8 protein-coding genes are annotated in these 9,052 nt (G+C 55.5%); 1 reads left to right on the forward strand and 7 read right to left on the reverse strand.

Annotation, left to right across the window (positions count from 1 at the left end; all coding sequences use genetic code 11):
* Nucleotides 1-61 precede the first annotated feature (61 nt).
* Complete coding sequence (locus tag K7W42_RS16710) at nt 62-610, reverse strand: hypothetical protein (protein WP_224575982.1); 549 nt, start codon at nt 608-610, stop codon at nt 62-64.
* A 68-nt stretch (nt 611-678) separates the two neighbouring features.
* Between K7W42_RS16710 and K7W42_RS23315 the strand changes: the two genes are divergently transcribed.
* Nucleotides 679-963, forward strand: coding sequence for a helix-turn-helix domain-containing protein (locus tag K7W42_RS23315; RefSeq protein WP_224575983.1), 285 nt, complete (start codon nt 679-681; stop codon nt 961-963).
* 58 nt (nt 964-1,021) lie between these two features.
* Here the strand turns inward: K7W42_RS23315 and K7W42_RS16720 are convergent, their stop codons facing one another.
* From K7W42_RS16720 to K7W42_RS16745, 6 genes are all read right to left on the reverse strand, one after another.
* A complete protein-coding gene (locus K7W42_RS16720; protein WP_224575984.1) occupies nt 1,022-1,312 on the reverse strand; it encodes a hypothetical protein in 291 nt (96 codons plus the stop codon).
* A 392-nt stretch (nt 1,313-1,704) separates the two neighbouring features.
* The gene (locus K7W42_RS16725) at nt 1,705-1,965 is read right to left on the reverse strand and encodes a helix-turn-helix domain-containing protein (RefSeq protein ID WP_224575985.1); all 261 of its coding nucleotides are present in this window, start codon (nt 1,963-1,965) and stop codon (nt 1,705-1,707) included.
* A 1,468-nt stretch (nt 1,966-3,433) separates the two neighbouring features.
* Nucleotides 3,434-4,093, reverse strand: a complete 660-nt coding sequence (locus K7W42_RS16730; protein WP_224575986.1) for a LexA family protein — start codon at nt 4,091-4,093, stop codon at nt 3,434-3,436.
* Nucleotides 4,094-4,181: 88 nt separating this feature from the next.
* Nucleotides 4,182-6,026, reverse strand: a complete 1,845-nt coding sequence (locus K7W42_RS16735) for a TniQ family protein (RefSeq protein ID WP_224575987.1) — start codon at nt 6,024-6,026, stop codon at nt 4,182-4,184.
* Nucleotides 6,027-6,039: 13 nt separating this feature from the next.
* Nucleotides 6,040-7,149, reverse strand: a complete 1,110-nt coding sequence (locus K7W42_RS16740; protein ID WP_224575989.1) for an ATP-binding protein — start codon at nt 7,147-7,149, stop codon at nt 6,040-6,042.
* Nucleotides 7,146-9,052, reverse strand: a 1,907-nt coding sequence (locus K7W42_RS16745) for a TnsB C-terminal domain-containing protein (protein WP_224575990.1), incomplete at its 5' end; no start/stop codon positions are given. The genes K7W42_RS16745 and K7W42_RS16740, both read right to left, overlap by 4 nt.

A 9,052-nucleotide genomic window follows, 5' to 3' on the forward strand; every position in this document is an offset into this window, starting at 1 on the left:
AACAGCGCCCAGTCTACCGGGCGAACTCAGACTTTAAGGAGGCACATGCGGTCCGTTTCAATTAGCGGACGGGCGTCAGGGTTGCGGTGCAGAGATAACTGGCTCCTTGGGGACTACAGCGACTCAGGGTCACGTTAAAACCCGTTGGAACGCCTGTAGAGGCTGGCAATGGCGCAGGTGCGGGGACAGCGGCCGTTGATTTAAACGGCAGGTTCTGGAACGAGATGCCATCGAAGGCCAGGCCACGGAAGCCGGTCAATGTGCCTGGAAGTCCGGCAAATCGGTGCACCACCTGCACTGGAATGCCCTTCGGGAGATCAACCGGCAATTGATTGGCACTTTCTTCGCCCCCGCCTGTGCCGGACACACTGATGTAGGTCGCGCCCGCTGCGTCGTAGGCTTTCGTCTCCTGCGTCCAGACCACGATGCGACTCGCGGCTTCCTTGCCGGTATACGTCACCGTCAGACGACAATCTACGGTCCCCCGACTGACAAACGTGCAGCTTGGCGTGCTATAGCTCAAGTCGCCTTTTTTCACCGTCTGAGCGAGTGAGAAGGAAGGGACGATGAGAGCGAGACCCGCCAACGTCGAGCGCAACATAAAGTTCATACTCTTGTTATAGCAAGACTTGTTTCGGCAAGTCGCTCAGTGGTGGACAGGCAGGCAGCCTAAGACGCATGTCAGCGTCTACGGCGCACACTGAGCGACTTCGCGCCATTGGCCTTCGCCTCCAAGCTGCACGGCTCCGTCTGGGGCTGAATCAGGATGATTTCGCTGACCGCGCCGGCGTTCACCGCTCCTACGTCGGCATGCTGGAAAATGGAAAAAAGGACCTGAGGCTGAGCATGCTCTACCGCTTAGCAGAGGCGACCGAACTCACAGTGGCTGAGCTCCTCGGCTTCAACGCCGCAGAAGAAGCAGGCACCGAGGGAACTGACGGTCACTCCTCAAGACGACAGTGATGTCACCAATGCCGTTGGTCACCGGCCTGCCCTACCGGCTAGTGGCGGCTTTCTCTCTTCAGCCTCCGTTGACGGCATAGCTCATGCGCCAATAGCCCGCGTAAACCAGGGTGCGCTCCAGACTGTCCATCCGCGCTTCTGTCAACCACCGCGCCAGAAAAGGGCGATTCACTCCTTCAGTAATCTCAATTCCTCTCCTGAACTTCTCCCGAACCTGCTCAAGCATCTTGATGAGGTCGAAGAAGGCGGTGACCCCTTCTTCAGCGGCCGTGGCATGGACAACTCCAATTTCCTCACGCCAGCCTTCACCGGTCGCGGAATAATCGAACCACACCGTGTAAATTGCCATTTGACCCTCCGGGGCTTATCTCGAATGGTGCTCACTGCTGCCCTGGGTAACTATTTACGTGGACTGCTGACCTATCACCGCTCTGGAGAGCCCTTGAGGCGCGAACAGTGGCTGGAGAAAGGCAAGGTCTGGGAACGGCAGGGCTCCGGAAATTGGGGGAGGTTAGCCAGGCCCTCACGCGTGGCGATGAAGATGCGTCGTCCATTGACGCAGACGTGCGCGTAGCCCTGTGGGCTGCTGACCGCAGCATGAACCGCAGCGCTGCCTGCTTTGGTCGAGATGATTTCTTGCATGAGCGGCGTCAGCCTGTCCCAGTGGCCCATCACACCCTCCTTCTGCCCTTCTCCTAGAGGGAGTGACTCAGGAGTTTGACCGGCCGTCAACGCCCCTGCTCACTCGCCTATGCGCTGCAGAATCTGCCAGAGCGGTTCACCGCAGGCCTGCGCCAGTGCCGCAGCATTTTCCAGACTGATGCGGAATTCACCTCGCTCTACGCGTCCCACGAAGGTGCGGTCCAGGTGAGCGCGGGCCGCCAGCTCTTCCTGAGAGACCCCGAGTCGTAAACGACTCTGCCGGATGTGCTGCCCGAATGCCGTCGAAATCGGGGTACGTGAATCGTCCTGAGCCGTGCCACGGTTGCCTTCGGTGGCCATGCCCTCACGCTTGCAGGGCCACCGCCGACACTCTACGGCATATATGCATCAGAGTGAGGTATAGTGCAGCTGCGTCATTCAGGCGCTCAATCCAATTTCCTTTTCTTAGCACCTAGACCACCGCACCTTGACGCCAATCATTGGCCAAAGGCGGTGGTCGTTTGTTTTCAGGAGTTTGTCGTGTCAGTGGATTTAAAAGTCGTCCCCAAAATACCCCGTGGTTTCCATGCCTTCTTACTCGCTGACATTCAGGTTGACGATCCAGGCACAGGAGCCTACGTCGACGTGGTGTTTCAGGATGGCCAGCGCCATAGAGCACGAGCCAGCACTGAAGTGCTGCGTCTGGGATTAGTGATGCAGGGGACGCACCGAGCCACATTGCACTTCAGAACCAATCAGGATGGATATCTTCTTGAACCCCTCCACCTATACCGGTTGCGCTCCGCAAATCTTCCTCTTCCCAGCCAGACAAGAACGTTCTGGTCGGCGTTGGGCCTGCAACATGGGTCAGCACACAGCCTGACGGTTTATCCCGAACGCGCCAAAGCAACACCCTTTCAGGTGGTATTTCGCTGGGGTACAGAAGCGCCGTTCCCCAGTGGGAGCACCCTACATGCACAAGGACATCTTCAGGCTGGTCAACTTGTAGCTCTAAATGTTCAGGAAGCTGAACCTCAGCAGATTCCACATCGATGGCTCAACTGGCGAATAAGGTAGTTGCCAAACTTGAGATGTTGCCGATCTTGACGTCGCTTTGGAGAAACATATGATGAGAATACAAGAGCGCCTATTTTGGACTTCACCTCAGCCATTAGACCTATCTAATGAGCTCACTGAGCTGCCAAGCTTGGTCGCCTTAACCGATGAGGCAACAGAGTTTCTTCGACGACAAACATATTCCACGGCGATGAGCCGTGGGGGTCTGCTTTTCGGCTACCATGAACAAGACACCCTTCATATCGTGTTCGTCAGTTCAGTCGGCTCTCCACATTGGTACTCCAAGGATCAGCGTGAGCAACTCGACATCGATCATCGGTTTACGCTGGGGTGGAGTGAAGCTCTCGCTACCCTCTTTAGGGGCAGAATCGACTGGGTGGGCAATTGGTGGATTCACGACGACAATCTCTTAAAGGAGAAAACCAGAGACCGCCTCCTCTTTCGGATGGGGGTTCACTCTGGCCTTTTCGATGACCGTAACGTCTTCCTGGTTGCAGGTTGGGTAGAAACAGAGTTTCGCACACGAGTGTACCGTCGCTTATTTGAAGAGCATGATCAGCTTGTCACATCCTCGACGCACAGCGGGCCTACTGCTCAGGTCGTGAGAAAGTTACTGGAGCGATAACGGGCAAGCTGATGAGTATCTACAAAGGTGCAGTGCAGGATGACAGGATATAAAGGAAGCGAGCTTCAGGCTGTTAGTGGATATGACCGAGGTCAAACAGCGCGCCTGAGGCATAGCTATTTGGATTTATTTCCGGATCCGGGTGCGCCCAGAGCCGATATGGCCGAGCAGATAGCCCTGCACTATCACGTCTGAGGTGTGATAGGTCATGGAGGCGTATGCGGGACTTTCACTGTGAAGCGTGACAGTTCCGTTGTGGCGCTGCCAGCGCTTCAGGGTAGCAGTGCTATCTCCAGGAACCGCAACCAGAGCGACTTCGCCGTTGACCGGCTCCATGTTGGTGGGGTGGATAACAACATAATCGCCCGGATAGATACCAATGCCAATCATGCTGTCACTATGGACACGCAGGAGAAAATCACCGTCACGGACGTCGAGGACGTCTTGGATATGGGTAACATAGCCTTCAATGTGTTCCTCAACGTGATCTGGGACGCCGACGAGAACCTCACGAAGGATAGGGAGTGACAGGCGGATGTGGGGATTGGGCTGGCCAAGGTAGGCCCACCCTTCATTGGTAATGCGAATGATGGCTGTGTGCCGCTCAGCAGCATGGTACTGAGCGTAGCCAAGGTCTTGTAGCGCTTTGACATATATCCGAATGTTCTGGCGAGGTATGTTCATGATGTCAGCCAGAAGCCGTGTGGTGATGGTTTCGTTCTTGATTTCGAGTCGAGAGATTTCTTTAAGGACATCTTTCTGTCGGGCCGTCAACTCCTGAATCATTGCGTCACCTGACATAAGAGTGGGAGTTTAAAGAGGAGATTGCAACCCAGTACTTCTCGCACTGGGTTGCAATCCTTCCCTCAAGCAGTTACTTCTCCTGAGCGCCGAGTTCGGCCTCGCCAGCAAGCGTTTCAAAATCCGTGAATTGAATGGAGAGCGCGCGGATCAGCGGCCAGAGGTTGTCTAGATGGTCGCGATTGAAGCGATAGAAAATTTCCAGCTGGTTCTTGTACTCCCGCTCACCAAGTTCTCTGAAGACTGGGGCGCGCCGTGGATGCCCAGCAGTAAGGAGCGCCCAAGCGTGGGCAGCAGCCCACTTATTCTTTCCGCCTGGCTTCCCTGGATGGAGATCTCTGGCCTGCATTTCGAGTCTCCAATCCTCAAAGGGGAAAGCGAGTAGATCGGCAAAGCGCCGCCTGCACTGCCCAAAATTGAATGGTGACTCTACGCTCTCCAAATGGGCCGCCACATTATGTAGGCGTTCAAGGTAGGTGGAATACACCCCCCGGCTATTGAGAAGGCCGACAGCTTTGTTGGCACTGCCAGTTGCCTGACCAGGCAGGAATCCAAGTTCTCGAGCGGCCTCTACCCAGCTATACTCACCACACAGGCGCACAAGGTCCATAGTGATGAAAGACCGGATATGCCGTGAGCCCATCTCTGTGCCTTCGAACAGAGGGGCGAATTCCTCCATGTATGCCCTTGGCCAAAGTAGTTGGGGAATAGCGTCCGGCTCAAAGGCGTACGGCCGATCCGGGTGGTGGCTGTAAGGGCTGATATACCCTGAGCGCCGTTTCGCAGATGCCTGAGGCAGCACTGCAGTGTCGAAGGCTTTGAGCAGCAGGCCCTTTAGTTTGAAATACTTGCTAAGTGTTCGGAAACTGTGGGTCTTGAAGCGGCGTGCCTGATCAAGTAAAGGGCTCAGATTTTCACTTAGAGTATCCAAGGTAGATGAGGCGAGAAGTTCGACAGCGGTTGGCAGGAACGCGCACATCCATTCGGGTGTCCAAGTCGTAGGAGAGCTCCGATAGCGTCGCTTTACCGCATCTTTGCCGAAGCCACGTTCTACAGCGTGTCGCCTAGCGGTTTCCAAGGCAATAGGTGGGAGGCCCTCGCCGAGATCCTCAGGATCGGCGCCGTAGTCAAGCAGTGAAAGAACACTGCGAAGGTAATCGAAGTATTCGACGCCAGTGACCATTTCCCCCGAAACCTGACCTTGCCCAGTGCTGAGCACATCCTCAATGACTTTTTGGGCATGCAGTACGCGTGGGTAACCGGATACGTCTGTAGTAACGAGTTCTGCGAGGGGCTGACCACAGGATTGTGCGGCGCGTCCCGCATCTGCCTCGCCGGTGGCTGGGGGATTGCGGCAGGTTCTGGGATCTGGCACCACAGTTGGGTAGCTGGGCATACCACCCATGCTCTGACGGAAGTTGCCATGGGGTCGAACGCAACGTGGGCAGGTACTACTGAGGAGAACCTTGTGAGTGCTACATAAGAACATCCAAGGCAGGCGGTGAGCAAGCCGAAAATAAGGCTCCTCTTGCATGCAACAAGGGCAAAGGCGCTGAGTAGTGAAGAGAGTAGAGTTCTTACGCACGGCGCTGGTGGAGGCATTCTTATGGCGAGGGTCCATCGGTGCAAGCGTGAATACTCGGCCGTCGTAATGCGTGAGAAGGAGTTGCGCGATGTCCTGCCTAGAAAGTCGGAGCGTGAAGGACATGTTGTCTATCTGCTGCTCGGTCAGCGTCATGCCATAGGCGATGGGTAGGGCACGCTGATGGTCTTCCTCAATGATTCCGATGCTGAGTAGCAAGGTGAGCAGGTCAACTGGCGGCACTAACTCTGCGGCGGTAGTTTCCATGTATGAGGCAAAGCTTTGCCCTAACTTTGGCCGGGGAGCAAACGTGAACTGCCGGAGACCGATTCTCATTTCAGAACGTCCATCAGATCGTTCCCGATTGACCCATGACTAGCCGGAAGTTCTCCTCAGCGTTGCGATCTAGGACGATTTCCCGGAGAAGTTCGTGATCAATGCGCTCGCCCTTCGTAAGTATTGCAAGCTTGCTAGCAACTTTAAGCATATTTGTGAGACTGCCTATACTGCCGTTCGTGCGCTGATACAGGTAATCGGACAATTTTACTAAGGTACCGGGCTCGTGCTGATCAAGGAGAAGTTGCTTTTCAAAGGTATCTACAAGACTCTTCCAGACAGCACTCCCTCGAGGGAAGCCTGTGAGTTCATAGCGTTTCATACGGCCGCCGACCTGCGAGAAGTAGGTATCGGTCATGTTGCCCTCGTCGAACAGGCCAGTACCATCCACATTGATGCCGCCGAAGATAAATGTTACGCCGAGTTCATCTGCGAGAGTCTTGATGTGATTGTTAATGCTTTGAAGGGTAGCAAGGCTCTTGTCATCTAAGTGGCGAGCGTTAGCTTGCCCAACGCGAGCCTTACGACTGAGGTAATGAATATCGTCAATGATAATGACCTTGGTGTGGTGCAAAGCGACGCGGTCACGGATGATCCTCTGATACTCGTCCCGGGTGCGGTCACGGGAGCTAAGGGCAACGCCGTAAAAGTGGGCAATAGAGGCGTTCAGGCTTTTGGTAGTGGCTTTTTCGCTTAGCCCCACTTTGACCACTGGGATGATCATAGTGGCGTGGTCCGGGTTTTCAGGCGGGTAAGATCTTCGGAACCACAGTTCGTATTGACGTCCAACCTCACCCAGCGCTGTGCTCTTACCATACGTCGCAGGGCCGGTGAGGACGGCGCCGCATACAGTGCTGGAGGAGTGGATGTTAGCTTCAAGCTGCAGACGGATGTCACCCAGAATGTGCTTGACTTCTGGGGTGACGATCACGGGGAGATTAGCGTGATGCTTATCACGGGCAAGTTCATACGCGCGCTGCTGTTCCTCTGTCCAGGCAGCCCGCGCCTCTGCTGAGGCGCGCTCAACGACGTAGCTGCGAGGAGCGTTGATAAAGTCTCGCCAGCCTTCAAGGGTGTGGATGTTACGGCGTGGCGTGAGGCCTTTGAGTTTGATTTCAGTCATGAGAAGTAGTCTGTGAGGTCGGCGTCATCAGCAGCAGTTGTGAATTCCACGTCAGTGAGGCTGGCAGGAATGGAGGAGGGAAGCGGCGGTACTGCGGAGACTGGAGAGTCAATGGGAAGGGGTGCCGCAGTACGGTGGCGGTCCTCTTCAACACGGCTAAGGCGACTGGCAGCTGTTGCCTCCGGTCGGCTGCGTTTCCGCTTGCGAGTCAGGTCCTCCATGCCGCGAATGATGATGTCAAGGCGTTCATTAGCCTCCTCACCAGTGATCCTGAGATTGACATCGGCATCCGAGCAGGCGGCACGCAGCATGGCTTCTGTGAACGGGAGGTGCGGGAAGTCGGCAGGTTTCCGATGTAGCCGCAGCCAAACCCCATTCTCGTTGCGGTAGTACAAGTAGCGCAGGTCGCGGGGATCGTAGGAAAACTCGTGCTTGCGCTTATCACCTCGTAGGAAACTGAGGCCCTCATGGTCATATTTCAGACCGAAGGAGCTAACCCCTGACGCAGTGACCTTCTTAGTCGTAGAAGGAAGAAGTTGGTAATACACATCAGCGTCCAAAGGAACGCGGATCATGCCGCCCGTTCGCAGGCCGATATCGAACATCTCTGCCGGCGAGAGTGACTTTTTGGGGTGAATCGGGTGCGTGAGGCCGTCGTGCGGCTTGCGCATATATATAGAGCAGTAATAGTTAAGAAAGGCGTCCTGGAACTCGTCTACCCAATGTAACTGCTCGACTGGGGGATCTTTTCCACGGTGCGCGGTGTTCTGACCAACGTATCCGATGAACTGTGAGGCGAACTCCCGTTCCACCGTGCCGAAGAAGCGCTCAACGGCACCCTTGTCTGTAGGGGTGTAAGGCCGGCTGATGATAATTGTGATGCCGAGGCGCCGGCAGGCGTCTTGGAAGACTCGGGAAGTGAATATTTTTCCGTTGTCGATGGTCACACTGCTGGGAGCGACGAACCCTTGAGCCGTTAGCTGGACGTCTGGTCCGAGCTGATGTTGATCGATCACGAGTGATTCAGGTGCCCCGACGTATGGATAGCGCATCTGGGACGGCCAGCCAGGCATCATATATTTCGGGTTCACGATGTCGTGGAGCAGAAAGGCAGCATCAACATCCTTAGGTTCCTCAGCATGCAGGCTGAAACCTACGATACCCCTGTGGTAGAGGTCTAACGCAACCAGCATGCGGTACCGGCGAGGTTGGTCCGGGTGGTGAATGCTGCGTAGAAGGATATCCCAGGGGGACACGTCGATCATCACATACTCGCCGAGGCGGCTGGCAATCAGGGTGTAGTGGATCCCCTGAGTATTACGGGCTTTACCCTGGCGGGTCTTGGCTTGCTGGGTGAGTCCTTTTTTTGCGCTGACCATGTCGGTGAGGCGGTAGAGAGTACGGTCGCTGGGGAAGGGAGCGCCTGGGTGATCTGCCTTGTATATGCGTCGAATTCTCCCAATTAGCACACGGCGGGTGACGGTGCTGCTATCCCCGGCTTGATCAGACACCTTTTCGATGATGTCTTGTAGAGCGCGTCCCTTCCATTGGCTGACACGGTGACCCTCGGTACGGCGGTCCCGGAGACCAGCCAGTCCGTTCTGGTAATACTGTTTGCACCAGCGACGAATCGTACGGGTCCCGCACTCCAATTCCTGTGCTGCCGAGCTATAGCGTTTAGTCAGGGTTGTGCTGTCTGGATTAAAATTAGGGCGAGGCTCATTTTGGCCAGGAGTGTCTGCGCGACCAGAACGGAAGCCTGTAAGAACTTCGAGGATGACGCCTTCCAATTCGAGAATTTTGAGGCGTTCTTCTGGGCTGAGTCCCTTCAAGAAGACACGGTCGTGAGGCAAGTACTCTTCGGCTAGCAGGTGGGGATGGAAGCTGTCGTCATTAATGACTT

Source organism: Deinococcus betulae, assembly GCF_020166395.1.
Lineage (GTDB): Bacteria > Deinococcota > Deinococci > Deinococcales > Deinococcaceae > Deinococcus > Deinococcus betulae.

Excerpts from the sequence above, each read along its gene's own strand:
- K7W42_RS16710 (WP_224575982.1), bottom strand. The coding sequence starts at position 610 with ATGAACTTTATGTTGCGCTCGACGTTGGCGGGTCTCGCTCTCATCGTC.
- K7W42_RS23315 (WP_224575983.1), top strand. The coding sequence starts at position 679 with ATGTCAGCGTCTACGGCGCACACTGAGCGACTTCGCGCCATTGGCCTT.
- K7W42_RS16720 (WP_224575984.1), bottom strand. The coding sequence starts at position 1,312 with ATGGCAATTTACACGGTGTGGTTCGATTATTCCGCGACCGGTGAAGGC.
- K7W42_RS16725 (WP_224575985.1), bottom strand. The coding sequence starts at position 1,965 with ATGGCCACCGAAGGCAACCGTGGCACGGCTCAGGACGATTCACGTACC.
- K7W42_RS16730 (WP_224575986.1), bottom strand. The coding sequence starts at position 4,093 with ATGATTCAGGAGTTGACGGCCCGACAGAAAGATGTCCTTAAAGAAATC.
- K7W42_RS16735 (WP_224575987.1), bottom strand. The coding sequence starts at position 6,026 with ATGAGAATCGGTCTCCGGCAGTTCACGTTTGCTCCCCGGCCAAAGTTA.
- K7W42_RS16740 (WP_224575989.1), bottom strand. The coding sequence starts at position 7,149 with ATGACTGAAATCAAACTCAAAGGCCTCACGCCACGCCGTAACATCCAC.